The sequence below is a fragment of the Winogradskya consettensis genome, from assembly GCF_018332715.1.
Taxonomy (GTDB): domain Bacteria; phylum Actinomycetota; class Actinomycetes; order Mycobacteriales; family Micromonosporaceae; genus Actinoplanes; species Actinoplanes consettensis.
In genome coordinates this window covers 59,711-83,851 of the sequence record NZ_BOQP01000008.1, presented here as the reverse complement: position 1 = coordinate 83,851, position 24,141 = coordinate 59,711, and the positions used below count along the sequence as shown (strand labels likewise).

General features: G+C 70.4%; 24 protein-coding genes and 1 pseudogene. 13 read left to right on the top strand and 12 right to left on the bottom strand.

The window, feature by feature from the left end; all coding sequences use genetic code 11:
* Positions 1 to 59: 59 nt before the first annotated feature.
* Positions 60 to 608 (bottom strand): helix-turn-helix domain-containing protein, encoded by a 549-nt coding sequence (locus tag Aco04nite_RS08935; RefSeq protein ID WP_212996722.1) that lies wholly within the window; start codon positions 606 to 608, stop codon positions 60 to 62.
* A gap of 19 nt (positions 609 to 627) precedes the next feature.
* The gene (locus Aco04nite_RS08930) at positions 628 to 1,134 is read right to left on the bottom strand and encodes an Imm21 family immunity protein (RefSeq protein ID WP_212996721.1); all 507 of its coding nucleotides are present in this window, start codon (positions 1,132 to 1,134) and stop codon (positions 628 to 630) included.
* 116 nt (positions 1,135 to 1,250) lie between these two features.
* Between Aco04nite_RS08930 and Aco04nite_RS08925 the strand changes: the two genes are divergently transcribed.
* Positions 1,251 to 2,522, top strand: a complete 1,272-nt coding sequence (locus tag Aco04nite_RS08925; RefSeq protein WP_212996720.1) for a hypothetical protein — start codon at positions 1,251 to 1,253, stop codon at positions 2,520 to 2,522.
* 82 nt (positions 2,523 to 2,604) lie between these two features.
* On the opposite strand, the pseudogene Aco04nite_RS48675 reads toward Aco04nite_RS08925, so the two are convergent.
* A pseudogene (locus tag Aco04nite_RS48675) lies at positions 2,605 to 2,799 on the bottom strand (CCA tRNA nucleotidyltransferase); the annotation flags it as partial.
* A gap of 608 nt (positions 2,800 to 3,407) precedes the next feature.
* Complete coding sequence (locus Aco04nite_RS08915; protein ID WP_212996718.1) at positions 3,408 to 3,842, bottom strand: DUF4259 domain-containing protein; 435 nt, start codon at positions 3,840 to 3,842, stop codon at positions 3,408 to 3,410.
* Between the two features lie 79 nt (positions 3,843 to 3,921).
* On the opposite strand from Aco04nite_RS08915, the gene Aco04nite_RS08910 reads away from it, so the two are divergent.
* Positions 3,922 to 4,398 (top strand): hypothetical protein, encoded by a 477-nt coding sequence (locus Aco04nite_RS08910; RefSeq protein ID WP_212996717.1) that lies wholly within the window; start codon positions 3,922 to 3,924, stop codon positions 4,396 to 4,398.
* A gap of 22 nt (positions 4,399 to 4,420) precedes the next feature.
* Positions 4,421 to 4,951: a hypothetical protein gene (locus tag Aco04nite_RS08905; protein WP_212996716.1), complete on the top strand. Its 531-nt coding sequence runs from the start codon at positions 4,421 to 4,423 to the stop codon at positions 4,949 to 4,951.
* 127 nt (positions 4,952 to 5,078) lie between these two features.
* Here Aco04nite_RS08905 and Aco04nite_RS08900 read toward each other — a convergent pair whose 3' ends face one another.
* Positions 5,079 to 6,455, bottom strand: a complete 1,377-nt coding sequence (locus tag Aco04nite_RS08900) for a S28 family serine protease (RefSeq protein WP_212996715.1) — start codon at positions 6,453 to 6,455, stop codon at positions 5,079 to 5,081.
* Positions 6,456 to 6,583: 128 nt separating this feature from the next.
* On the opposite strand from Aco04nite_RS08900, the gene Aco04nite_RS08895 reads away from it, so the two are divergent.
* Both Aco04nite_RS08895 and Aco04nite_RS08890 read left to right on the top strand, forming a co-directional pair.
* Positions 6,584 to 7,297, top strand: coding sequence for an alpha/beta fold hydrolase (locus Aco04nite_RS08895; RefSeq protein ID WP_212996714.1), 714 nt, complete (start codon positions 6,584 to 6,586; stop codon positions 7,295 to 7,297).
* 63 nt (positions 7,298 to 7,360) lie between these two features.
* Positions 7,361 to 7,987 carry a cellulose binding domain-containing protein gene (locus Aco04nite_RS08890; protein ID WP_212996713.1) on the top strand — a complete coding sequence of 209 codons (627 nt, stop codon included), beginning with the start codon at positions 7,361 to 7,363 and terminating at the stop codon, positions 7,985 to 7,987.
* Here the strand turns inward: Aco04nite_RS08890 and Aco04nite_RS49540 are convergent.
* Entirely contained in the window at positions 7,981 to 8,103 is a 123-nt protein-coding gene (locus Aco04nite_RS49540; RefSeq protein ID WP_280519323.1) for a hypothetical protein, read from the bottom strand. The genes Aco04nite_RS08890 and Aco04nite_RS49540 overlap by 7 nt on opposite strands.
* A 32-nt stretch (positions 8,104 to 8,135) precedes the next feature.
* A complete protein-coding gene (locus Aco04nite_RS08885) occupies positions 8,136 to 8,906 on the bottom strand; it encodes a dienelactone hydrolase family protein (RefSeq protein WP_212996712.1) in 771 nt (256 codons plus the stop codon).
* Between the two features lie 173 nt (positions 8,907 to 9,079).
* On the opposite strand from Aco04nite_RS08885, the gene Aco04nite_RS08880 reads away from it, so the two are divergent.
* The 3 genes from Aco04nite_RS08880 (at position 9,080) to Aco04nite_RS08870 (ending at position 14,192) form a co-directional block, all read left to right on the top strand.
* Entirely contained in the window at positions 9,080 to 9,910 is an 831-nt protein-coding gene (locus Aco04nite_RS08880) for a S1 family peptidase (protein WP_244875834.1), read from the top strand.
* A 117-nt stretch (positions 9,911 to 10,027) separates the two neighbouring features.
* Positions 10,028 to 12,151 (top strand): WD40 repeat domain-containing protein, encoded by a 2,124-nt coding sequence (locus Aco04nite_RS08875; protein ID WP_212996710.1) that lies wholly within the window; start codon positions 10,028 to 10,030, stop codon positions 12,149 to 12,151.
* Between the two features lies 1 nt (position 12,152).
* Positions 12,153 to 14,192: a DUF4062 domain-containing protein gene (locus tag Aco04nite_RS08870; RefSeq protein WP_212996709.1), complete on the top strand. Its 2,040-nt coding sequence runs from the start codon at positions 12,153 to 12,155 to the stop codon at positions 14,190 to 14,192.
* Between the two features lie 30 nt (positions 14,193 to 14,222).
* Here Aco04nite_RS08870 and Aco04nite_RS08865 read toward each other — a convergent pair whose 3' ends face one another.
* Positions 14,223 to 15,626: a hypothetical protein gene (locus Aco04nite_RS08865; protein WP_212996708.1), complete on the bottom strand. Its 1,404-nt coding sequence runs from the start codon at positions 15,624 to 15,626 to the stop codon at positions 14,223 to 14,225.
* Positions 15,627 to 15,805: 179 nt separating this feature from the next.
* Positions 15,806 to 15,943: a hypothetical protein gene (locus Aco04nite_RS08860; protein ID WP_212996707.1), complete on the bottom strand. Its 138-nt coding sequence runs from the start codon at positions 15,941 to 15,943 to the stop codon at positions 15,806 to 15,808.
* Positions 15,944 to 15,998: 55 nt separating this feature from the next.
* Between Aco04nite_RS08860 and Aco04nite_RS08855 the strand changes: the two genes are divergently transcribed.
* Entirely contained in the window at positions 15,999 to 16,490 is a 492-nt protein-coding gene (locus Aco04nite_RS08855) for a DUF3253 domain-containing protein (RefSeq protein ID WP_212996706.1), read from the top strand.
* 20 nt (positions 16,491 to 16,510) lie between these two features.
* On the opposite strand, the gene Aco04nite_RS08850 is transcribed toward Aco04nite_RS08855, so the two are convergent.
* Positions 16,511 to 17,254, bottom strand: a complete 744-nt coding sequence (locus tag Aco04nite_RS08850) for a TetR/AcrR family transcriptional regulator (RefSeq protein WP_212996705.1) — start codon at positions 17,252 to 17,254, stop codon at positions 16,511 to 16,513.
* Positions 17,255 to 17,352: 98 nt separating this feature from the next.
* Between Aco04nite_RS08850 and Aco04nite_RS08845 the strand changes: the two genes are divergently transcribed.
* Entirely contained in the window at positions 17,353 to 18,792 is a 1,440-nt protein-coding gene (locus Aco04nite_RS08845; RefSeq protein WP_212996704.1) for an MFS transporter, read from the top strand.
* A complete protein-coding gene (locus tag Aco04nite_RS08840; RefSeq protein WP_212996703.1) occupies positions 18,789 to 19,415 on the top strand; it encodes an NAD(P)-dependent oxidoreductase in 627 nt (208 codons plus the stop codon). The genes Aco04nite_RS08845 and Aco04nite_RS08840 overlap by 4 nt, the downstream gene beginning before the upstream one ends.
* Positions 19,416 to 19,438: 23 nt before the next feature.
* Here the strand turns inward: Aco04nite_RS08840 and Aco04nite_RS08835 are convergent, their stop codons facing one another.
* Both Aco04nite_RS08835 and Aco04nite_RS08830 read right to left on the bottom strand, forming a co-directional pair.
* Positions 19,439 to 20,194: a SigB/SigF/SigG family RNA polymerase sigma factor gene (locus tag Aco04nite_RS08835; RefSeq protein WP_212996702.1), complete on the bottom strand. Its 756-nt coding sequence runs from the start codon at positions 20,192 to 20,194 to the stop codon at positions 19,439 to 19,441.
* A gap of 190 nt (positions 20,195 to 20,384) precedes the next feature.
* Positions 20,385 to 21,668 carry a pectate lyase family protein gene (locus Aco04nite_RS08830; RefSeq protein ID WP_212996701.1) on the bottom strand — a complete coding sequence of 428 codons (1,284 nt, stop codon included), beginning with the start codon at positions 21,666 to 21,668 and terminating at the stop codon, positions 20,385 to 20,387.
* Between the two features lie 187 nt (positions 21,669 to 21,855).
* Here Aco04nite_RS08830 and Aco04nite_RS08825 point away from each other — a divergent pair, with 187 nt between their 5' ends.
* Together Aco04nite_RS08825 and Aco04nite_RS08820 are read left to right on the top strand one after the other, a co-directional pair.
* Positions 21,856 to 22,830 (top strand): cellulase family glycosylhydrolase, encoded by a 975-nt coding sequence (locus Aco04nite_RS08825; protein WP_212996700.1) that lies wholly within the window; start codon positions 21,856 to 21,858, stop codon positions 22,828 to 22,830.
* The gene (locus Aco04nite_RS08820) at positions 22,830 to 24,137 is read left to right on the top strand and encodes a BNR repeat-containing protein (RefSeq protein ID WP_212996699.1); all 1,308 of its coding nucleotides are present in this window, start codon (positions 22,830 to 22,832) and stop codon (positions 24,135 to 24,137) included. The genes Aco04nite_RS08825 and Aco04nite_RS08820 overlap by 1 nt, the downstream gene beginning before the upstream one ends.
* Positions 24,138 to 24,141 lie beyond the last annotated feature (4 nt).

The following is a 24,141-nucleotide window of genomic DNA, read 5'->3' as shown; positions in this document are numbered from 1 at the left end:
CCCTGACCAGCGCCCGGGCTACGGCTACGGCTATTTCAGTCGTCGGCGGGCAGGCCTGTTCAGTCGTCGGCGGGCAGGCCTGCGATTGCCCGCAGATCGCCGACGGAGAGGTCGAGCGCCGCCGCCAGGCCGGCCAGAAGGCCTCGCTCTCGAGGCACCATGTATCCCGCCATCATCTTCGCCACGGTCGACTGGGCGAGTCCGCAGCGGTGAGCCACGTCCCTCCGCGAAAGCCCCCGCCGGTCCATCAACGCACACAGAATCAACCCGAACGGATACGGATCACTGTCCCGAACTGATTCCCCGACAAGGGCATCCACCACCCGCACCTCGAACCGGACACGCCCCGGCCCCCACACTCGTACGGTGAAGGACAACGGCAGCGTCTCCCCCGTGTCCCTGCCGACCACCCCGTTCACGACAACCCGGCGCTGCAATGTGTTGAGCCGCCGGGTCCGCACCTCCCGGATCTCGATGACCTTCCACGAGCGGTCCCACCACGGCCATCGCCCCACGCACTCGTTCAGCAGCGCCACCAGAATCTCCCGGTCGCCGCCCCGCTCGTTCATCAGTGCGTCGAACTGCGCGCGAGTCAGCTCATCATCCACTCGCGACAGCCTATGGGCTTCACGGCACGGGCTGGAGCTGGACGAGGACCATCCAGTTGTCGCCATCGACGCGATACGTCGCCCGCACCCGGTACGTGCCTGGAAGCAGATCGACCACCAGATGGTTGTCCGGCTCCAGATCCGCCCCGGGCCAAACCGAATCGAACAACACCACCGGGCCGTCCACCACCCAGCGAACATCCTCCCCGGCATCCCACTCCACGCCGTCACGGACCGCCCGACGCGCGGCGCTCACCAGGTCCGCTTCCTCATACGCTGCCGCCCACCGCAGGAACAACCGCTCTGCAGGAAGGTACGTCGTAAGCGTGGGCTCATCACCCAGCACCAGCGCCCGCTGCTGACCAACAGCGACCAGCCCGAGGTAACCATCCACCGCACACGCCCGGCCGTAGTCCCCCTCATCACCGCCATCCCAGAGCGTCAGCGCCGATCGAGGAACGACAACCAACGGCCCACCGAGCGACGAAACCCATGTATGGCGCACCGATACCCACCTCCGTGCCATCCGGCTCCACCTGCTGTGCGACATCCTCCGATCTCGAGATCCTCGAGACGAGCGGACCATGGTGAGGCCGGAGACGCCGACGATAGCGTGGGGCCTCACTTCTTGAGGAGCAGACGGTGGAGAACGAAATCCAGCTGATCAGTGACGGCGATGGCCTGGCGGTCATCGGGCATCCGGCGGCTGTCGATCGTTTCCTGACCGCGGAGCGACTGCCGTCTCAGGATCTCGGCCTCTCACGGCTCAGCTCGACCCTTCACGCCGGCTCGGCAGTCGCCCAGGCCGGCTCCGTGATCGCCGAGCACTCCGGCCGCTGGGTCAAGCTGACCGCGGAGTCCGCCCGGGCGATGAAGAAGTACCCCCTGATGAAAGGGCCGACGGACGGTGTCGGCCGGGCGGTACTCACCGACCACGGCAAGATCACCGGCTTGCTGCAGATCGTGCAGAAGCCCGGCGCGATGCTGACCAGTCCCGCGGTCCTGACCGGTGCCGCCGGGCTCATGGCACAGCTCGCGATGCAGCAGGCCATGGACGAGATCACCGACTATCTCGCCGTGATCGACGCGAAGGTCGACGCCGTCCTGCGCGCCCAGACCGATGCCGTGGTCGCCGACATGATCGGCGTTGAACTCGTCATCGACGAGGCCCTGATGATCCGCGCGCAGGTCGGCCGGGTCTCCGAGGTCACCTGGTCGAAGGTGCAGGCCACTCCGGTGCCGCTCGCCCGCACCCAGGCGTACGCGTTGCGGCAGCTCGACGCCGTTGCCGAGAAACTCGAGAGTCAGACCAAGGTCGGTGACCTGGCCAAATCGACCAAGGAAGCCGAGATCAAGGTCCAGGAGTGGCTGGCTGTCCTGGCCCGCTGCTTCCAGCTCCAGGACGCGGTCGCCATCCTCGAACTCGACCGCGTGCTCGACGCCTCCCCGGAAGAGCTGGAGAACCATCGCGTCGGCATCCGCATCGCCCGCGGCAACCGCCTCGACCTCATCTCCCGCGCCACCGAGCGCCTGCTGGCCAGGATGGACGACGCCGCCGGCACCGCTAACGCGAAGGTTCTGCTCAACCCGACGACCTCTCGCTCCGTCGTCCATTCGACCAACCACATCTCCACCACCGTTGTCGACTTCAACGGCTGCCTCGGCATCGAACGCGATCGCCAGTCCTGGAACGCGAGGCGCTGGCTCGACGCGGCCGCAGACGTGCGGGACAGGGTCCTCGACACCAGCACCGAGGTGAAGGACAAAGTCCTGGAGACCGGTGCGGACGGAGTCGGCGCCGCCGGCCGTTTCGGCATGGGCGCCGTCGGCCGCGCCAGATCAATGATGGGCAAGGTCTCCGGCGAACTCACCGACCGAGCGCAGCGTCAGCTCGGAAGCAAGGAGGAATCCTGACCGCTGGTGATCTCGTCGTCGACCTCACCTTTCTGGCATCCCGGGCGCCATCGCCAGGTCGGCCAAACCTGTCACTTGCGGGTTAGCCGATGCCCTGCTCGTGAGCCCACGCGCGCAGTTCGGCCTCGGCCTCCGCACGGGGTAGCGGACCCCGTTCGAGACTCAGTTCGCGCAACCGCCGCGTCGCCGCGCCGACGTGCGGCCCGGGTGCGATGTCCAGCAGCGTCATGATCGCCCGGCCGTCCAGATCCGGGCGAATCCGAGCCAGTGCCCGCTCGACGTCGTGGCGTTGCCGTTCCCGCGCCAGCGCCTCGAGGGAGGGCGGTACCAGGCCGTTCCGAGCGCGGGCGAGCCAATCGGTCATGTCGCGTTCCAGGCCGAATCCGACCTCGTCGAACAGGTCGACGGGCAGGTCCGGGTTCCATGAGTACGCACGGCCGCTCTGCTTCAAACCGAGCTGTGCCAGCGCGGCGTTGATCGGCCACTGCTCCCGCGGACCGTCGAACCCGCCGTCGAAGACCGGGCCCCAGGCCAGCGCCCCGTCGCGCCACACGGCGGCGAGCTGCTCCCCGTCGCCGCCGTGAAAACTGGCCTGCACGAACGCGAGCGGGCCGTGCACGGACCACCCGGCCAGCGCCCGGTCGAACGCCGGTGGCATCTGCTCGAAGAACGGGCCACCGCGCCAGGAGCCGGCCAGCTCCTCGAACAACGCATCACTGACCGGCACCATCGCCAGGCCACCGCGAAGCACTCCGACGACCCCGTGGCTCACCCCGGCCACCCGATCCCGGAGCATCCCCTCATCGCCGACAACAGCGGCCAGTTGATACACCCGTCCCCCAGAATCATGGAAAGCCCTTCAAACCCGCGAGCTCGTGCCAGCCATCATGCAGGGCTGATTGCCCGTTCCAGGAAGGAGCGGACGACCTGCACCGAGGCGAGTGCCCGCGGATACGAGTCCCCGGCCTCCTCCCACAGCTCGCGCCACTCCGAGTTCTCCTCGACGACCCGGTCCAGGGCTCGCACCGCGATCGCGGGGACGTCATCGGCGACTGTCACGGTGCCGCCCTCCAGAAGGAAGTCCGGCGCGTACGGGGTGTTGATCCCCGTCCCGCCCGGTAGCAGGGAAGCGACGACGGCTGCGGCGACGATGGCCTTCTCCGCATAGCTGCTGTCGAGATACTCGTCGTCGTGCTCCGCGACCCGGACCAGTGCGTCACGGATCAGCGCTGGTCGTCGTTCCGGGGCCGCGTCATTCAGGCCACCGCACCAGTCCGCGGCGGCATCGTTGTCGAACGGCCCGACGTCCCACGTACCCATATTGTTTCTCCCACTCGGTGTCAGATCCTGAATCACACAGAGTGCACCCCTACCATCTCCCGCAGCGCAGGAGGGTGAGATGAGCGAACTCTTGATCCGGGTGATCCCCACAGACCTCGAGTGGCAGCCCACGCCCGAGGCTGCCATCGCCGCTGCGGAGTACGTTGCCGGGCTGTTCGCGGGGCCGGGCGACCACGTCGAGTCGGTCGAGCCGCTGTTCTATGACCGCATCGCGGTGATCGACGGCGGCGAGTACTTGGAAGATGTGTTCTGCCCGCGGTGCGAGGCCTCGATCGGTGTGGACTGGTTCTGGGACCTCCTGCAGGTCAGAACCGGCAACGACCCCACCCTCAACGACCTGGCGGTGACCGTCCCCTGCTGCGGAGCCGCCCTCGCCCTGCCCGAACTACGCTTCGAGGACCCCCTCGGCTTCGCCCGCTTCGAGATCACCATCAAGAACTGGACCCGCGGCCCCTGGGAACTCAGCGACCACGAGCTCACCACAACAGCCGCCCTCCTCGGCCACCCTGTCCTCCAGATCCAGGCCCACTACTGAAAGGCTGCCGATGAGGGGCGTCATGCTCTACGGCTGCGAGGTCGATGCCGCCGCGGAGGCCCTGCACAAACTTGATCCACGGTACGCATCACAGGTGCCGGTCCGCCGCTACCGGGACGGCGCGGAGGTGGACGCCGCGCGGGACGCGGCACCCGATATCGCTTGGCTGGTGGTCGAGCTGTACCGGCCCGGAGTCACTGTCGGCCCCGCCCGCGAACCTTTTCTCGCGCTGAACGTCGCCCTGGTAGCCCCCGCCCTCGCCGCACGCGCGATCGATCAGCCTGACCTCATCACCTGGTACGAGATCATCAATCCCGTTCAGACCTCCACGGTCGACGGCCGGCCGCCTGCGCATGACTACAGCAATCTCACGATCACAGTGCCGGAAGGACATCGAACGATTGCCCACGCGGCCAGGACCGGTGAGCCGGCGCCAGCGTGCATCCCGCACGATGCGGAGCGTGTGCTGCCCTCGCACGACCTGTGGGCGCTGGCCAGTCTGCGCAGGGTCGAGCTTTGCAGCACCTGCGCCCTTCACCATGGACCCTGGTGAAGGGCGGCCAGGTACTCGGGGTGTTCACTCAGCAGGTGGCCCCAGCTTGGTTGCAGGGTTGGTGGAACTGTTTGGTCCCCGACCGTCAGGGCTCCCGGCCGGGCGTCGGTGTCTCCCGGCAACAGGTTCAGCGCACGGACAATCCTCGGGTCGGGAGCATGTCCTCGTGGGGCAGTGCTGCCGTGGCCTGGCGGGCCGTCGTTGCGGGGGCGGCTGCCCAGCGGCGCAAGGTCTCCGTGGCCGCGGTGGCGTCGGCTGGGGTGAGGCGGGCGATGTTTGCGCCGTGGTTCGCGCCGGGGGCGACGTAGCGGAACGAGTCACGCCCGCTCGGTGTGAACTGTTCGGCGCTCCACGGGTCGTTCTGGCCGTAGATGAAGAGCATGCGCTCGGAGCTGGTGCGGACCCAGTGGTCGACGTCGAGCATAGGGAGCGGGTTGTGCGGCGATCGGAGCGAGGCCGGGAGCGTGGAGTTCGGGGCGTAGAGGCCGGGGTAGCGGCGTAGGCCACGGAGGTGGTCGAAGCGGAGGTCGGGCCAGCCGAGTTGGGTGGCGGCCTGGTAGTAGTACGGGGTGTAGTAGTCGAGGCCCTGGTCGGTGTAGAAGCTCCAGCCGGCGACCGAGTCGATCCAGGCGTACAGGTCAGCGTCGGTCGCGGTGGCGGTGGGGACGGAAGGACAGTCCGCCGCTGAGCTGTACTGCCAGTAGGCCCAGACCGTGTCGAGGACGGTGAGTTCGAAGGAGCGGTCCGCGGTGCCGAGGGTGCGGGTGAAGGTCCAGCCGTTGGCTGAGGCATCCGCTTCCAGCAGGGGGACCAGGCGGTCGCGGCGGCGCAATGCTTCTTTCTGTACGGCGTCCAGTGCGGCTCGGCAGTCCGCCGGCCCCACGGTCGCGAAGAAGCGGTCGTACGCGCCGTCGAGGGGGTTGATCGCGTCGTTCGGGGCGACGTACGCGACCACGCCGTCGATGTCGCGGGGGTAGAAGCGGCGGTGGTAGACCGAGGTCATGCCGCCCTTGCTCGCGCCGGTCTGGATCCAGCGCCCGCCGTAGACGCCCTTGAGCGCCTGGACGATCCGGTGTTCGTCGGTGGCCTCCTGCCAGATCGTCAGGTCGGACCAGTCGGCGTTCTGCGGGCGGGACGGCGTGAAGAAGCGGTGCTCGACCGATACCTGGTTGGCGTCGAGGAGCGCGGTGGGTTCGGTGCGGCCGGGCTGGGGGTTGGCGCTCAGCCCGTACCCTCCGGTGGCGAGAACGACCGGGGCGATGCTGGAGCGGTGCAGCAGGGTGAGGCGCTGCTCGAAGGTGCCCTGTGCGGGGTGGCGGTGGTCGCTGGGCTGGCGGTACGTCATCACGAAGAACCGGTAGCCCTGGGGTGCGCTCTGCGACACGACGGTCAGCCCGGGAATGGCCTCCAGCCGCTCCAGCAGGTCGTCGGCGGCAGCAGCCGGGACAGCCGGGGTGAGCAGGGCGAGCACGGACAGCAGGACCACCAGATATCGACGTCGCACGATGGAAAGCTATCCGAGGCGGCCGGGGCTCCACAATGGGCGCGCCGGTGCTCGTTACCTCCGGGGAACCGCAGGCACCTAAATGTGCCTTATTGCCTGGTCTCGGCAGGTGCATCACCATGATCATCATGACAACATTTCTGCTGGTCCACGGCGCCTGGCACAACGGGCACTCCTGGGACCGGGTGGTCCCGCTGCTGGAGGCCGCCGGGCATCGGGTGCTCGCACCGTCCCTGACCGGGTACGGCGACAAGGCGCACCTGCTCAGCCCCGAGGTCGGCCTCGACACCCATGCCCGTGACATCGTCACGCTGATCGACGACGACGAGCTGACCGGCGTGGTGCTCGTCGGGCACAGCTACGCGGCGTCGGTCATCGCGTCCGCGGCCAACGAGCGGCCGGACCGGGTCGCGCACCTGGTCTACGTCGACAGCTACGAACCGCTGGACGGCAGGAGCGGGGTCGATGTCCTGCCCTGGTTGCAGGACGTGCTCGACGCGGTCGCTCCGTCGTGGGTTCTGCCGCCGCTGCCGGAGCAGCCGGCACCGGCCGGGCTGTACGGCGTCACCGATCCGGCCGACATCGCCTGGTTGCGCACGATGCTGTCGGACCACCCGGTGCTCTGCCTGCAGCAACCCGTCCGGCTCGACGATCCCGCCGTGCGCGCGGTCCCGCGTACCCACATCCGGTGTGTCGCCGGTGATGCGGGCCTGGCCCTGCCACCCGTCCCGGCGGTGCAGGCCAACGGCTCCCCCGCGCAGGTGCGGGAGCTGCCGACCGGGCACGACTGCATGATCACCATGCCCGTCGAGCTCAGCGAACTGCTCCTCGAGCTCGCCTGACGACAGCTGTTAGCTTTACTGGCAGTTTTGCTGAAGATCCAAATTCGATATTGTTCGCCTTCGATGAGGCGACAATTGCGGGATCTGCTGCCCTGGCTCGTGATATTCGCCGCGGTGGGGGCGCTCTCCACGCTGCTGGCGATAACCGCCGTCCAGCAGATTGCCTGGAAGCGCGGCCCGGTGATCGAGGTCCTGCCGATCCCTCTCGCGCCGTTCATCCCGGTCCCACCATCAAGTGCGACCCCTACAGGTACGCCGACCAGGGCCCCCGCTCCCCCACCGCGCACCTCATCGCCGGCGCCGTCACGCTCGCCGTCGCCTTCGCCGTCGCGGGTTCCGGCGCCGGCGCAGAAGCCCACGGTCAAGCCGACGGTCACGGGCGAGTACCAGCTCGTGGATGCGTACGACGACGCGTACATAGGTGAGGTCCTGGTCTCGAATTCCGGCGCCGAGGCGTCGGACTGGACCGTCGTGCTGACCTTCGCGGCCGGCACGGGCGCGCTGCGGACCTCCTGGGTGGAGTCGGCGCCGCAGGCGAACCTGACGGTCGACGGCCAGACCTACACCTGGCGCTCTGGGGTGCCGGTGGAACCCGGAGCCACGGTCGCGCTGCGTTTCCACATCGCCCGCGAAGGCGCGTCGACCCGCCCGCGGACGTGCGCCGTGAACGGCACCGCCTGCGCTCAGTGAACGATGATCCGGATGACGGGGCCGAGGAACAGCGCCAGGAGAACAAGACTCGCCCCACCGAGGAGCAGCACCCGCAGTCCGTTGAGCAGTGCGGGACGGAAACGATCGTCAGTCACGGCCGACACTGTAGGAACCGCACGCCAGTCCTTCAGACCAGACGGGTCCGCAGGAACGCGACAATCCGGTCCCGGGCCTCAGCGGCCGGGTTGCCGTCCCTGACCTCGCCGGTCAGCACCGAGTGGGCGCCCTTCGAGAAACCGCCCGGGTTGCCGGGCGACGAGTCCAGCTCGATGACCTCGAACGCGTCCCCGAGCTGCGCCCGCAACGTTCGGAAACGCTCCGCCGGAGAGGCCCGGTCCTCGCTGAACCGCAGGCCCAGCACGCAGAGTCCGTCACCGGTTGTCCGGGCCTTCACCTGGGCGAGCTCGCCGGCGGACAGCCCGGGGTCGGCACGACGGGCGGCGCTGATGGGGAACGGCGCGGACGGCTGGCTCAGCACCGGGGCCCGCACCACGTCGTCCACGGCCGCCGCGAGGGCGAAACCGCCGGTGAAACACATCCCGATCACACCGACACCCCGGCCGGGGGTACGGGCCGCCAGCTCACGGCTCACACTCCGCAGGTACGCGGTGACGGGCCGCGCCGCGTCCACGGCGAACGCCCGGAACTCCGCCGACACGCACACCCGGGCGACGGCACCGAGGACGTACCCGCCGGTGGCCGCGCGTCCCGGGGTGCCGAACAGCGACGGGATGACGACCGTGAAGCCGGCCGCCGCGAGGTGGTCGCCGAGGGCGTACACCTCAGGGGTGATGCCGGGCAGCTCCGGGATGAGCACCACACCCGGGCCGGAGCCCTTCTCGTAGCAGTCGTGCGTGATCCCCGCCCCGGTCCGCGACGTGCGCCGCCAATCGATCATGCCCCGATCGTGTCACGGCGGTGGCGCCGACGCTGGTCGTGTCGCGATGGCCCCGCTCGTGTCACGGCGGTGGTATGAGCAAAGCGGGGCGTTGACATCGATAAACGCCGATGTAAAGGTTCGGGCAGGTAGATCAGCGCTCTCGGAAGGGACCACCTGTGCGCGTACGGAAAATGATTGCGCTCGGAGCCGCCGCCATCGCCGCTGCCGGCGGCATCCTCTTCGGGCCCGCCCCGGCGCAGGCCGCCGTCAAGGCGGCACCGGCGGTGAAGGCGGTGACCCTGGCCTCGACCATCGCGCTGAGCAACTGCTCCGCGTCCCTGGTGCGCTACCCGAGCTCGGTCAGCACCGACCGGGCCATGATGCTCACCAACGGGCACTGCTACGAGGGCGGCTTCCTCTCCGCCGGCCAGGTCCTGCAGAACCGCACGAGCACCCGCACCGGCACGCTGCTGAGCAGCACCGGCGCCTCCCTCGGCCGGGTCCGCGCCGACCGCGTGCTCTACGCGACGATGACCGGCACCGACGTCACCCTCTACCGGCTGACGTCGACGTACGCCGCCCTGACCAGCTCGTACGGCGTGACCGCGCTGACGATCTCGGGCAGCCACCCGGTCGCCGGCAGCACGATGGCCATCCCGTCGAGCTACTGGAAAGAGATCTGGAACTGCTCGATCAACGGTTTCGTCGGCGAGCTCCGCGAGGACGAGTGGACCTGGCACGACTCGATCCGCTACAGCACCGGCTGCGACACGATCCCCGGCACCTCCGGCTCCCCGATCGTCGACACCACCACGGGCCAGGTCGTCGGCATCAACAACACGGGCAACGAGAGCGGCGAGATGTGCACGCTCGACAACCCGTGCGAGGTCGCCGCGGACGGCACCACCACCGTCATCGAGGGGCAGAGCTACGGCCAGGAGACCTACTGGTTCACCACCTGCCTGACCTCGGCCCGCGTCATCGACCTCACCATCAGCGGCTGCCTGCTCACCAAGCCCTGATCCGCTCCGGGCACGGCCCGTCAGCCACCCCTGCGGGTGGCTGACGGCAGCCGGCGGGTCGGATATGGTCGCGCTGACCCTCAGTCCGAGTTCGGGTGTCGGCGAAGGACCTGGTTCATGACGGACAGCGATGACCGGCGGGCCGTCCCCTCGGTGGAGCACCGGCGCACACTGGCGGCTCTCGCCCGTGCCGTCCGGCTCGAGGGTGATCTGCTCAGCCGGGAGCCTGCCCTGCTCCGGCAGCAGCTCATCAACCGGCTCCGCTGGGATCCGGAGCCCGCCACGCGCGCCCTCGCCGCCGGCGCGGACCCCGGTCCCGGCGAGTATTCGCTGGCCGGGCTGCTGCGACCGGCCGAGCCCGACGGGTTGCTCCGGGTCCTGGCCGCGTTCGATCAGGTGGACTGCTGCGCGATCAGCCCGGACGGCACCCGGCTGCTGGCCGGTGGACGCGACGGGAACGCCCGGTTGTTCGCCCTGGAGTCGGGGCGCGAACCGGTGGGGCTTGCCGGGCACGGACGGATGATCACGTCCTGCGCGTTCCATCCCCACGGCGAGTTCGTGTATCTCCTCGACCGCGGCGGCAGGGTGGATCGCTGGCGGTACGACGCTGAGCGCGCCTGGCACGACACCGGCGGGGCATCGGCGGGTGCCAGCGGCCGTGCGATGTCCGCGGCGAAGGACCGGATCGTGGTGGCCGGCGACGGGGTACGGCTCTGCGACGGCCGGACCCTCGAGGTCGTCCGCACCCTCGATGACCGGAGCGACGCGACGTGCGCCGCCATCACCCCCGGCGGCGCGCTGATCGTGGCGGGCTACGACGACGGCACCCTGCGGGCCTGGCCGGGGGGCGACGACCCGGCGCCCGGCCCGGCCGTCCAGCTCTGCACGACCGGGCACACCGTCACCGGATGCGCGGTCAGCGGGGACGGGACCAGGATCGTCGCCGCCACCGCCGACGGCCGGCTCCACGTGCTCGATGCCGGACTCCGGCGGATCCACCGGCTCGACGACCCGGGCCTCGGCGTGGTACCGGCGGTGTGGGCCTGCGCCGGCGATGCGACCCTCGATCGGGCGGTGTCCGCGCTGACCGGCGGGGTGCTGCAGCTCTGGGACACCGGGCGGGGAACCCTGCTCGGCACGGTGAGCGCCCACTCGGGGGACGCCGACGCCGTGGCCATGTCACCTGACGGATCCCGCGTCGTCTCGGCGGGGCAGGACGGCCGGGTGCACATCTGGGACACGGAGCTGTTCGGCGACGCCGAGCAGGAGCCGTTCCGGAAACTCCTGCAACACCTATGGCTGATCCCGGACGAGGACACGGTCGCCGCGATCGACGCCTATGGCATCACCCGGCGGTGGAACACCCGCACCGGGGAGAAGTCCGGCGAGTTCGAGACCTGCCGGCGGTTCTGCGGGGCGGCGGCCACCACGCCGGACGGCCGTACCCTGCTCGCCGTCGACCGGGGAACCGGTCTCCAGGTGTGGCGCCTCGGCACCGGCCAGGAGCAGCTCCACACCCTGAGACATCCCGAGGCCACCATCGGCGCGTTCGTGGACGGCGTCATCGTGTCGGCGGGCAAGGACGACGGGACCGTCAACGCCTGGAGCCTCACGTCGGGCGATCCGCTCTGGCATCTGGACGGGCACCGGGGCCTCACGACGATGGCTCCGGACCCGGACCGCGGCGCGGTCCTGGTCGGCTACACCTCCGGCGCCGTCGCCCTCCTCGATGCCGCGACAGGCGCGCGGACGGTCCTGCGGCCGGGCGATGACGCAGAGATCTCGGCCTGTGCCGTAGGCGCGGAGGGTGTGCTCGCCGCCGGCACGGCCACCGGCCAGGTGCTCGCCTGGGACAACACCCTCACCCCCATCTCGACGGCGGGTGCGGCGCATCGTGGCCGGGTCCGCCACCTCGCCGCCGGAACCGCGCGGTTCCCCCTCGTCTCAGCGGGCGAGGACGGCGTGATCCTCCGATGGACAGCCGCCGGCGCGGCCGCCCCGTTGAGCGGTCACAGCGCCGACGTCCGGAACGTCGCCGTCGGCGATCGCGGGCGGCTCGTCGTCTCCACCAGCGACGACCGGACGACCCGGGTGTGGGAGCTGGACAGCGGACGGCAGGTCGCCGTGCTCCCGCTGCAGAGCCGCGGCCAGCTGGTCGCCGCCCACCCCACCAGAGCGCTGTTCACCTGCAGCGACGACGGCGGCATCACCTCCGCCTGCGAGCTTCGGAGGCCCTCCTGACATGCCGGCCGGCACCCGCGCGTTCCGCGTCTTCGTCAGCTCCACGTTCCAGGACCTCGTCGTGGAACGGGAGGCGCTGCACCGCGACGTGTTCCCCCGCCTGCGGACGCTCTGCGCCGGGCTGGGCGCGTCCTTCCGTCCGATCGATCTGCGCTGGGGCGTCTCCGACGCGGCGGCCCTGGACCAGCGGACCGTCACCATCTGCCTGGACGAGGCCCGGCGCTGCGCCACCACGCCGGGCCCGAACTTCCTGGTGCTGGTCGGTGACCGGTACGGATGGCAGCCCGCGCCGCCGAGGATCCCCGCCGGCCCGTTCGCCGCGCTCCTGCCGGGACTGACCGCCGGAGCCGCTGAGGAGCTGCACCGCTGGTACGCCCGGGACGACAACGCGGTGCCGCCGGAGCACCTTCTGCGATCACGCCGTGGCGCGGCGCCCGGCGACAGGTGGGACGAGGTGGAAGAACGCCTGCGTGCCGCGGTCGGCGCACACGTCTCGATGACCGAGTGGGAGGTCCGCTCCGCTCTGGCAGCCGCTCCCGGGGCACCGGGCATGTACGCGTTCCTCCGGGACACGCCGGACAGAGGCGACCCGGCCCTCGACGGATTCCGGGCTCTGCTCCACAACAGCCTGCCGGCGGACCGGGCCCGGACGTACGACGGCGCCGACATCGCGCGGTTCTGCGACGACGTCTACGAGACGATGGCTGCGGCCGTCCGGACCGAACTGTGCGATGGGGGCACCCCCGATACGGCCGAGAGGGAACGCCAGGCGCACCAAGACTTCGGGCAGGAGCGGGGTGCGCACTTCACGGGGCGTGCCGGCGTCCTGCGCGAGGTCCGCGCCGCCGCCCCGGACCGGCCGGTGCTGGTGACCGGGCCGCCCGGCGTGGGCAAGACCGCGCTGCTGGCGGAGCTCGCCCGCCGTTCCCGGCGGGACCGGCCGGACGTGCGGACGGTGGTCCGCTTCATCGGGGCGACACCGCGCTCCTCGGACCCGCGCACGCTGCGCCAGGACCTGTGGCAGGAGCTGGGCGGAGGGACCGGCCCGGCGCCCGCGGACCCGGACGCCTGGGCCGGGGCGCTCGCCGCGGAGCCGACACTGCTCGTTCTCGACGCGCTGGACCAGCTTTCCGTGCCCGATGTGGGCTGGCTGCCCGAGGACCTGCCGGCGGGCGTGCGGATCGTGCTGTCCACCCGGATCGGCGACGACGCGGAGCCGCCTGCCGGATACCCGCGTACAGCAACGGTGACCGTCCCGGCGATGTCCGCGGCGGAGGGCGGGGAACTGCTCGAGCGATGGCTGCACGCGGCACGGCGTACCCTGCGGCCGGATCAGCGGGATGCGGTCCTGGCCGCGTTCGCCGTGCACCGCAGGCCGTTGCACCTGCGGCTGGCGTACGAGGAGGCCCGCCGGTGGCCGTCCTCACTGCGGGTCCCGGAGGGCAGAATCGCCGACGACGTCCCCGGTATCGCCGGGCAGATGCTCGACCGCCTCGAGAGTGAGCACGGTGCCCACCGGGTCGGCTCCGCGCTGAGCCATCTCGCCGCCGCGCGTGCCGGGCTCAGCGAGGACGAGTTACTGGATCTGCTGTCGCGCGACCCGGCCGTCCTGGCCGAAGTGGCCGAGCAGGCCCGGCACGCCCCGGCCGTCCGGCAGCGGCTGCCGCCGGTGCTCTGGGCGCTGCTCTTCGTCGACCTGGAGCCGTACCTGAGCGAATACCAGGCCGGCGACGTCCCGCTCTACGGCTTCTACCACCGCCAGCTGGCCGACGTGGTGCGCGAGCGGTACGGGACCGGGCCCGGCCGGCACCGCGACCTGGCCCGCTACTTCGGTGAGGAGCCGCTGTGGCTCGGGGAGGGCAGACCCCACCTGCGCAAGGTCAGCGAACTGCCTTACCAGCAGGCGTACGGTGAGTGCTGGCCGGAGCTGTACGCGACCCTGACCGACATGGATTTCCTGGCGGCGAAGGCGGCCGTCCCCGACGGCGTCCACGACCTGGAACGGGACCTCGACCTCGCCGTGGAACGGTGGCCGGCGTAGCGAAAGCCGGCCTCCGTCCCACAGGCGTCGTCAGCTGGGCAGGATGCGGGCGATCCTGACAGAGGTGCTGGTGCTGCCGGCGGCGGCGTAGGCGGCGCTGCCGTCCGGGAAGGCCTTGAACGCCTGGTAGTCGTGGTCCTTGGCGGCGATGGTGAACTTGCTGCCGACCGCCTTGCCGGACCCGGCGTCGTAGACCTGGGCGGCCATGGAGCTGCCGGAACCCCACACCATCAACATCCGCTTGCTTCCGTACGCGACCAGGTGCGGATGGGCCGTCGCCGCGCCCGTCCTCACGGTGGTGTCGGACTTGCCGGTCGTGAAATGCTCGAGCCTGGCCGTGCCGCCCTGGCTCCACGCCGTCCAGTAGCCGCTCTTCGACGACAGCACGAGGTCCCCGCCGAACAGGGTTCCGTCGCAGGTGCCCGCTGCGACCGTCCGGTAGGGGTTCGGCCGGGCGATGCGGCAGTCGTTGTCGGTGGCGCAGACCGTGACGAAATGACCGGTACGCGGGTCCCACACGATGCGCGACGTCCACGCGTGACTGCAGCCGACCTCGAAGGCGTCCTTGTTGCTCGTCACGAGGTTGCCGCTCGCGCTGACGACCTGCATCCGGTCACCCTCGTGGATGTCGACGCAGCTGCCGTTCTTGACGGTGATGGCGACGCCGAAGTACGCCGCATAGTTCTTGCCGTCGGTGGCGAGCCGGCCGTGGTGCTGGTACCACCAGACGAACCGGGCGCCGTCGTCGTAGCCCGTACGGCTGCTGCTCAGGTTGGTGACCTGGCGCTCCCACACCTGCTTGCCCGAGTCGTCGAAGCGGATCATGTGCATGGTGTTGCACGGGCTGGACGCGCCACCGCACAGCGGTCCGGAGCCGCAGCTCCCGGCGCGGGTGAGCAGGATGACCCCGCCCTTGCTGTCGGCCTGCACGTCCTGCAGATCGATCCCGGTGAAGCTCGTGGGCTTGCCGACCAGTTTGTCGTCGCAGTCGAGCTTGCCCAGGTAGACCCGCTTGTCGGTGCCGAGCCACGCGAGCCACGACCCACCGGCCGGCCGCGCGGCGATCGCCATCGGCAGGGCCTCGGTGTCACCCTGCCCGCCGTACCCGGTGACCTTCACCCCGAGTTTCACCTCGGTGACCTTCGCCTTGGGCGTCGCGGCGACCGGCCGCGTGCACCCGCCGGCAGCCTTCGCGGCGGGTGCGGACGGACTCGCCGAGGCCGCCGGTGGCCCGGACGCCGACGCTTGCGGTGCGACCGACGCCGACGGCGCTGCCCCGGCTGCCAGCGCCTGGCCGTTGGTCGCGCCGGAAGCATCGGCGGCGCGCTCTGAGGCGGTGGCCGAGGTCAGCGACGCGGACCCGGTCCCGGGCCCGGCGACGAAGTAGGCCCCCGCCGCCGCGACGACGACGGCCAGACCCGCGCCGATGCCCACGACGAGCCGGCGACGGCCCGGGGAAGGGACCGCACGGTGATTCCTTGGATTCGGTGGGTGCTCGCTCATATCCATTTCCGCCACGGCTTAATTCATTCTTAAGAATTGCGCGTACGCGCAATCGCGGCGCAGACTTTACCGGTTAATCTCCACCATGGAAATCAGGGTCGTAAACAGATTCACGGGGTACGCACACCCGCCGTCGCGAGCCACGCAAGCTCGTCGGTGAGCGAGGGATCGTCGTGGTGGGCCACAACCCCGCCGAGCACCTTGCCGGCCGGCCTCGGGCCCCGCGGGCGATCAGAATCGAAAGTCACGCCGCGCATTTGTGCGCAACGCCCGGCGGGCGTTGCGCCGAGGGACAATGGCCCGATGAGCCCGGACGACGACGGCAGCGTGGCGGCGGACGGCCGATACGTGACCGGGTCCGGCCGCCGGCGGCAAGCCGCTGACCCGGGCGTCCCGGATTCCTTACGCCGGGAACTGGTGAACGAGCTGACCACAGCTCGCTCACTCGCCCGCGACACCCCGGACGCCGCCCGGACTCGGGTCGAGGACGCCGAGGTGGCCCTGGGTGAGCGAGGCGACCCCTGGTGGGAACCGACGTCCGACGGTCAACGTGTGCGCCTGGCCGCGACGATGCGCGCGCTGTTACGGCATCGCCGGCCCGAGGCCACCATCTGTCCCAGCGATGCCGCCCGGGTCACCGGTGGCGAGTCGTGGCGCGATCTGATGGGCACGGCGCGGGAAGTCGCCGCCGAGTTGTCACGAGCGGGAGTCATCGCCGTACGGCAGCACGGCTCCGATGTCGACGTGGCCACCGCGACCGGGCCGATCCGCCTCGCCCGCGGCCCCGATTGGTGAGACGCGGCACGGCCCGCCCCTCAGGGCTGCGGGTGGTGGGCCAGGAGGCCGTCGATGATGACGCCGAGTTTCCAGGCGGCGGAGGTGTGGCTGGTGCGGCCGGCGGTGGTCATCGCGGGCCGCAGCGCGTGGATGGTCGGATGTGTGGCGGCCGGCAGTTCGCTGTAGACGGCGTCGAGTTCGGATCGGGCGGCCCGGGTCATGGCCTCCTCGGTGGCCTCGGCGGCGCCCGCCGCCGCCGTCATCGCGCGCTGGTCGCGCAGCCGGGCGGCGAGTTCCAGGGCGGACGAGGTCACGTACTGGTCCAGCAGGTCCGCTGCCCAAGGGCACGTGGCGTCGTCGATGCCGCCGGCGCGTAGCAGCGTCAGCGTCTCCTCCAGGATGCGCAGGGCCTGTGGCCCGGTCGGCACCCGGGTGATCGCGACGAGGGCGATGTCGTCGTGGCCGCCCAGGGTTTCGATGAGCCGGCTGACGAGCAGCTCGAGCCGGGCCCGCCAGTCGCCGTCGGCCGGGCGGGGCAGCTCCACCGCGGCCAGCGCCAGGTCATGGACGCCGGCCATCAACTCGTCCCGGTCGGCGACGTAGACGTAGAGCGATGCCGGGCCGGTGTCCAGGGCCTGCGCGACACGGCGCATGGTCACCGCGGCGTAGCCGACCTCGTCGACGAGGGCCAGCGCGGCCGCGATGACGGCCTGGCGGCTCAGTGCTGCTTTGGCGGGACGGGTGCGTGGGTTGTCCCGGACCCGGCTGGTGCTGTCGGTCACCCACACAGCCTACCGGGTTGACAAACATCGTTCGCAACGAACATCGTTCGCAACGAACAGTGTTCGTAGCGAACGACGTTCGTAGACTTGGAGGGGTGATGGGAAGACGCTGGTGGGTGCTCGCCGTGGTGCTGGCGGGTGCCGTGATGGACCTGCTCGACTCGACCGTGATGTCCGTCGCCGGGCCCTCGGTGCGGTCCGGGCTCGGCGGGACGCAGGCCACGCTGCAGTGGCTGACCGCGGGATACACGCTCCCGTTCGGGGTGTTCCTGGTGATCGGCGGGCGGCTGGGCGACCGGTGGGGACGGCGTCGGCTCTTCCTCATCGGCGCGGCCGGTTTCACGCTGGCGTCGGTGGCCTGCGCCGCCGCCGGGTCACCGGAGATGCTCGTGGCGGGGCGCGTGGCGCAGGGCGGGCTCGGGGCGCTGATGATTCCGCAGGGCTTCGGGGTGCTGACCGCCGTGTTCGCCGGCGCCCAGGAGCGCGGCAGGGCATTTTCGCTCTTCGGGCCGGTCAACGCGCTGGCCGGGATCGGCGGGCCGATCCTCGCCGGTGCGCTGATCGCCGGGGACCTCGCCGGGCTCGGCTGGCGGCTGATCTTCCTGATCAACGTGCCGCTGGGCGCCTTCGCGATCCTCGGGGCGCTGGCCTGGATGCCGGGCGACCGCGGTGACCGTACGGTGCGGCTGGATCCGATCGGTGCGGTGCTGGTCGCCGCCGGGTCCGCGGCGCTGGTCCTGCCGTTGATCCAGGGCCGGGAGGCGGGCTGGCCGTGGTGGACCTTCGCGCTGCCGGCGGCCGCGGTGGCGGCATTCACCGTGCTGGGCCGCCGGCAGCGCACGAGCCCCTCGCCCATTCTCGCGCCGGCCCTGCTGCGCAGGCGGCCGTTCGTGGCGGGGCTGTCCGTGGCCGCGGTGCTGTTCGCCGGGGTCGGCGGGCTGATGCTCGTCCTGTCGCTCTTCCTGCAGCTGGGCCTGCGCTACTCGCCGCTGCACACCGGTCTCGCGCTCGCTCCGATCGCCATCGGCATCGCGGTCTCGTCGCTGCTCGCCCCGGTCCTGCACACCCGCCTCGGCCGCACACTGCTCCACATCGGACTCGGCATCGAACTGCTCGGCGTACTCGGCCTCGGCGCCACGGCAGCAACCGGAGCGCTCGGCACCGCAGCGGCAACCGGCGGGCTCGGCGGCGTGGCGGGGATTGTGGCGTTCGGCGTTGCGGGCCTGGTGAGCGGGTTCGGGCTGGGTCTGCTGTTCGGGCCGCTGATCCAGAGCACCCTCGGCGTGGCAGCGCCGGACGAGGTGGGCAGCGCCTCGGGGACCCTCAACGCCGTCCAGCAGATCGCGACCGCACTCGGCGTCGCCGTCCTGGGCACGGTCTTCCTCGCCGGCGACTCCCCGGCCGATGCGCTGCTCACCGGCACGCTGATCGTCGCCGCCTCCTGCGCACTCTGCGCCGCCCTCGTCCGAGCCCTGCCCGCCACCGAACGCGAGCCCACTACTGGACGCAAGCCCAGCACCGAAAGGGAATCAGCATGAGCATCGATGTAGTCGTCCTCGGCGCCGCGGGCCGCACCGGCCGCCTGATCGTCACGGAGGCCCTGCGCAGCGGTCACCGCGTCACCGCCGCGGTCCGCAATCCCACAAGCGTCCAGCCAGCCCCCGGCCTGCGGGTGGAGCGGGCCGACGTCCGCGACCCGGACAGCCTCCGCGCGGTGATCCCGGGTCACGATGCCGTGGTCTGCGCGATCGGCGCTCCCGGCAGCAGGGCCGGCAACCTCTACTCCGACGGCGCCCGGGCCATCGTCGCCGCGATGCGGGCGACCGGCGTGGAGCGGTTCTTGGCCATCACGTCGGTCGGCGTCCGGCACGACGACCCGCACCACTCCTGGTGGTACCGGGGCCTGATCCGCCCCCTGGGCCGGGACCTCTACGCCGACATGGCCCGGATGGAGGACATCGTGCGCGGCAGCGACCTCGACTGGACGTTCGTACGCCCCACCTACCTGCAGGACCGCGAACCCACCGGCACCTACCGGGCGACGGACAACAGCACGCCGGCAGGTGGCTGGCGCATCACCCGCACCGACGTCGCCCGCTTCATCGTCGACGAGCTCGACGCCCACCGGTGGAGCCGCCGCGCACCCAGCCTGGCCGAATGAGCCTGGCCGAATGAGCGTGGCTTCTAGGAGGCGAGCTGGGTGCGGAGCTTGGCGAGGGACTTGGTGATGAGGCGGGAGACGTGCATCTGGGAGATCCCGATCTGGTCGGCGATCTCGGTCTGGGTGAGGTTGCCGTAGAAGCGCATGGTGAGGATCCGCTGCTCGCGGGGGTCGAGGCTGGCCATGGCGGGGCCGAGGGCGACGCGCAGCTCGGTGAGCTCGAAGCCCGCGTCCTCGCTGCCCAGGGTGTCGCTGAGTTCCTGGCTGCCCTCGTTGACCGGGGTGGACAGGCTGGTGGCGCTGTAGGCGCGGCCACCTTCGAGGCCTTCGAGGACCTCTTCCTCGGTGGTGTTCAGGTAGGTGGCGATGTCGGCGACGGTCGGCAGCCGGCCCATCGACTGGGTGAGGGCGTTGTTGGCGGCGCTGATCGCGAGCCGCAGCTCCTGCAGGCGGCGCGGGACGCGGATGGCCCAGGTGCGGTCGCGGAAGTGGCGCTTGATCTCGCCGACGATGGTCGGGATCGCGAAGCCGGCGAACTCGACGCCGCGGTCGGACTCGTAACGGTCGACCGATTTGATCAGGCCGACGACGGCGACCTGGACGAGGTCGTCGAGGGGCTCGCCGCGGTTGGCGTAGCGGCGGGCCAGGTGCCGCGCCATCGGCAGCCACGCCTCGATGCACCGGTCCCGCAGGCTTTCCCGCGCGGGGTCGTCGGGGCTCATCGCGGCGAGGGCGGCGGTGAGTTCGCTGGCGACCTCGGTGGTGGTGACGGTCGTCATGGCGACTCCTAGGATCCGCCGCCCCGCAGTCGGGGCGGCACCGAAAATGTATGCCCTATGGCAAACATTTGCCCCAACCCTAGCCGATGGGCTCTCAGGCACCAACCGAAAGGATGACAGGCCCCAGGTCAAGCCCCTGATGGCCGACCGCGATCCCACGGTCGGCCACGTACGCCCGACAGCCCGCGGGTCAGAGTTTCCCGTGACCGGCGCCGGCGGCGACAACGACCGGCACCAGGGCGGTCGGGTCGACGCCGGTGCGCAGGAGCGGGGTCCAGCCGGCGTCGGGGGTGAAGTCGGGGTCGTAGGCGGCGTTGTGCGCGGCGACGAGGTCCACGGGCTGGGCCGGGCGGCTGCCGAAGCGGACGAGGGTGCCGAGTGCGCTGATCCGCGTACCCTTCCAGTCCTTGAGGATGTCGGCCGGGTCCACGTCAAAGCTGAGCTGGAAGAAGTTGTTCTCGGCGTAGATCGAGGACTCGACCCCGACACCCAGTGAGTACGAGTAGTCCTCGTCGGTGGCGACGTAGCTGTTGTTGTAGACGTCGACCTGCCCGAACCGTACGCGCGGAGCCCGCTGCAGCACGTTGGCGAACCGGTTGTGGTGCACCGTGACCCGCAGTTTGCCGACGTCGACGCCCGGGGTGTCGGTCGAGCCGATCAGCATCGTCTTGTCGTGATCGTAGTAGTTGTTCCACGAGACGGTGACCAGGTCCGAGCCGCGGATGATGTCGCTGGCGCCGTCGTGCACCTGGTACGGGCGGCCGAAGTAGAGCGGCTGCGCGGCGTCGTGGTTGTTGCCGTCGCTGAACGTGTTGTGATCGATCCACACGTTGGTGGCCGCGCTGAGCGAGACCAGGTCGTAGAGGGAATTCCAGTTGCCGGTCGCGCCGTCGGTGGGGTCCCAGGCCGGGAAGCAGTCCGCGGCGTCGGTGATCTCGAGGTTGCGCACGATCACATTGCTGACGCCGGTCAGGGTGACGCTGCCGTGCTCGATCCGGGCGCCGTTGATGCCGATCAGGGTGGTGTTGCTGCCGACGGGGATGCGGATCTGCGCGCCCTGCAGGCGGGTGGAGGCCACCCGCGCGTCCTCGAGGGGGCCCGTGGGTTTGGTCGTCCTGCCCCAGACGGCCGGGTCGTACGCGGCGAGGAAGGCGTCGAGGTCGTAGCCGGGGGCCGCGTAGTCCGCGCAGGTCGCCCCGGCGGTCAGGTCGATGCGGGCGGCGACCTTCACGATCTTCGGGACGGCGCTGCCGTTGTCGAGGGCGGCGAGCAGCTCGGCCCGGGTGCGTACGACGAACACGTGCGCGTCGTCGGCCGCCGAACCGCCCGTTGTCCCGGTGCCGGCAGCGGCCCAGCCGTCGTTCGGCGCCAGGACCTGACGGGCGACGGAATCCGGGAGGCTGACCGCCGCGGCGGGAACAGCCGCGGGCGTGAGGGCGGTGGTGACGGCGAGCAGGGCCGCGAGCAAGGGCATGGCGAACTCCGGAAGGGCGACGGGGTAAGCGCTTACCCGGTCACGCTCACATGACCATAGGCACCAGTCAATGCATTCGGATGTGCAGGAAATTTGCGGTCGGCACGTGTCCTTGACACGCCGGTAACGCGGGGGCAATTATTCAGGAACTTCGATGTCCATGTTAACGCAAACATCTGGAGTTCGGATGAAGCTCCGCGCCGCCCTCACCACCCTGCTCACCGTCACCGCCCTGGCCGTCGTCACGCCCGCCCCGGCACAGGCCGCGACGAACAGCTTCCGCGGTGTCAACTGGGCCGACGCCCGGGACAACTACGTGGACGGCTGGGTCATCCCGACCGGGCTGACCGCGTCGGACAGCTACGCGACGGTGCGCAGCAAGGCCGACGGGATCGTGGCGGGGTTCCAGTCGCAGCTCGGCGCGAACACGCTGCGGCTGCCGATCAACCCGCAGAGCGTCAACTCCACGTGGTGGGCGGCGTACAAAGGGGCTGTCGACTCGGCGCTGGCGCACGGGATGAAGGTGATCCTGGGCTACTGGGAGGCCACCAAGGACGGCTACGTCGACGACTCCGCGGCGTGGAACACCATGTGGGACACGGTGACCAGCGATTACGCGGGCAACGCGAACGTCTACTTCGAGCCGATGAACGAGCCTTTCGGCTACACCCTGTCCGCGTGGGTGTCGCTGTGCTCGACGTGGCTGGCGCGGCACAGCACCATCGCCCGCGGGCGGGTCCTGATCAGCGGCACCGGCTACAACGACAACGTCACCGGGGTCGGCGCGGCGAGCGCGCTCAGCGGCACCCTGCTGTCGCTGCACTTCTACGGTTTCTGGAACACCTACACCACGCGCGCTCAGTGGACGGCTGATCTCACCCCCAGGATCGGCTCGTACGCGTCCCGCACGGTGATCGACGAGGCCGGCGCACCGATGACCACCGGGCTGACGTACACGAACGGGGCCACCCAGGACGGCAACGTGTTCACCTCGTACTTCGCCGCCCTCACCGACCTGACCCGGGCGAAGCAGATGGGGGTCGTCTACTGGCCGGGGCTGCGCTCGGGTGACACGTACTCGATCACCCGGCAGAGCGGCACCGGCCTGGCCGTCAACAACGCGTCCGGGGTCGCGCAGCTGCGCTGGGGCTGGGGTCTCTGATGCTGAAGCTCCTGATGGCCGTCGTGCTGGCCGCGGCGCCGGCCGTCACGCCGATCTCCACGACGACGCTGACCACGAACGGGCGCACCGCGCTCACGTACACCGGGTACATGAACGGGGAGTCGTTCCAGCAGGACGGGATCGTCACGGCGAACGGCTGGCAGTACTCGGCGTACTGGGACCAGGCCGGGTACGTCAACGTCGCCCGGCGCCAGCTGCCCTCCGGCGTGTGGCAGAACCTGCGCCTCACCGACTACGTGACCACGTCGACCGACTCGCACAACACGATCAGCATCGGGATCAGCGCGCGTGACGGCAGCCTGCACCTCGCGTTCGACATGCACTCCAGCGTGCTGCGCTACCGCCGGTCGGTGGCGGGCCTGACGACGTCGCCCGGCACCGCGGCGTGGTCCGCGTCGAGTTTCGGCGCGGTCACCAGCACCCTGGCCGGGGCCACGCTGAACCAGGTCACCTATCCCCAGTTCATCAGCGTCCCGGACGGCACCCTCCAGCTCGCGATCCGCACCGGTCTCAGCGGTTCAGGAGACGAAGTTCTCTATGAGTACGCGGGGAGCACGTGGACCTACGTCGGAAAGTTCATCGACGGCACCACGGCCGGTAACAACGCGTACCTGTTCGGCATCGAGTACGACTCCACGAGCCTGCTCCACGTCACGTGGACGGTGCGGGAGACCTCCGACGCGAGCACGAACCATGACCTCTATTACGCGTACAGCAAGGACAAGGGCCGCACCTGGCGCAACAACGACGGCTCGGTCGTGGCGACCACCGGGACCACTCCCCTGGTCTCCGACAACGCCGGGCTGCGGACGTGGAGCGTCGCTCAGAACCGGGGCCTGATGAACCAGGAGTCGCAGGTCGTCGACAAGGCGGGCATCGTGCACGTGCTCGCCTCGCACCTGCCGGCCGCCGCCGCGAGCAACACCGACTTCACCGCGGCCCGCGAGAGCGCCGTGCTCGTCCACTACTGGCGCGACAAGGCCTCCAAAGCGTGGCACCAGGACTACACGCCGTTCCTGGAACGCTCGGCGCGCGGGGACATCGCCGTCGACGCGAACGACAACCTCTACGTCGCGAGCGGGGACTCGTCGACGAAGAAGCTGCACATCGAGACGGCGTCGAAGGCCTCCGGCTGGAGCGACTGGACCATCCGCTACACGTCGAGCCCGATCTACTACTCCGATCCCCTGATCGACCACGAACGGCTGCGCACTCTCGGCGTACTGAGCATCTTCGCGCCCCGGTACGGCGGCAGCCAGATCGACGTCCAGGACTGGAAGATCTAGAAGG